1 protein-coding gene is annotated in these 1,057 nt (G+C 68.4%); it reads left to right on the top strand.

Annotated elements, in window-relative coordinates; genetic code table 11:
* Window positions 1-1,057 (top strand): autotransporter outer membrane beta-barrel domain-containing protein (locus FJ867_RS28590; protein ID WP_140819261.1); only part of this gene is annotated, 1,057 nt, incomplete at its 5' end.

The raw sequence follows: 1,057 nt of genomic DNA, 5'->3' as shown, positions 1-1,057 counted from the left end.
CTCCGGCGAGATCGCGGCGGGTGCCATCATAGCCGGCATCGACAGCGCCGATCGGTTCCTGGCCGTGTTCGACGGGCAGGGCGAGGGCGGGCCAGACAATGCGCAGGGCGCGGCGAGCGGCGCCGCGGCCTATGCCGAGGACGGCAAGACGGCGGGCGAGGGCAGCTTCGCCGCGCTCGACATGTCGGCAAGTCATGCCGCCGATCCTGTCGAGGCGGTGCTTGCCCGCCGCTGGAGCACCTGGGGCGCGGCCTATGGCGGCTCCGAGCAGACGGGCGGGGATCCGTTCGTCGGATCGCACGATACGAACGCTCGAACCTTCGGGCTGGTCGGCGGTGTCAGCCACCGCTTCGACGAGACGCTGGTCAGCATCGCCCTCGGCGGCGGCTGGTCGAACTTCTCGCTCGCCGATGGGCTGGGCTCGGGCGACGCCCGCACCTTCAATGCCGGAATCTATGGCCGGCAGGGTTTCGGCAATGCCTATCTCTCCGGCGCGCTGGCCTATGGTTTCAACGCCGTCGAGACCAATCGCACAGTGCTTGGCGACACGCTGACCGGCAAGTTCGACGCGCACACCTTCTCGGGCCGCGCCGAGGCCGGCTACCGCTTTGAGACGCTGGTCGTGGCGATCTCGCCCTATGCCGCCTTCCAGGCGATCTCCTATCACCTGCCGGCCTATTCCGAGACGTCGAGCGGCACCGGACCCTTCGCGCTTCACTATGACAGCGACACCAGCACCGCGACCCGGGTCGAACTCGGTACCCGGCTCGATCATGCGATCGCGCTCGAAGACGGCGCCAGACTGACGCTGAGCGGCCGCGCCGCATGGGCGATCAATGGCGGCACCGACCGCAATTTCGGCGCCGGCTTCCAGGCTCTTCCCGCCAGCAGCTTCACCATCGGTGGCGCCGAGCCCAACCGCAACGCCCTGCTCGTCGACGCCGGCGCCCAATACACCTCTCCCTCCGGCGTCTTCGCCGCAGCCACCTTCCAGGGCGAGTTCTCCGGCAACCTGAAGAGCTATTCCGGCAAGCTCAAGCTCGGCATCACCTGGTGA

This window comes from Mesorhizobium sp. B2-5-3, assembly GCF_006441005.1.
In the GTDB taxonomy this organism is placed as follows: Bacteria; Pseudomonadota; Alphaproteobacteria; order Rhizobiales; family Rhizobiaceae; genus Mesorhizobium.
Note: the sequence above shows the minus strand (reverse complement) of the source record. Positions and strands in the feature narration are given on the sequence as shown.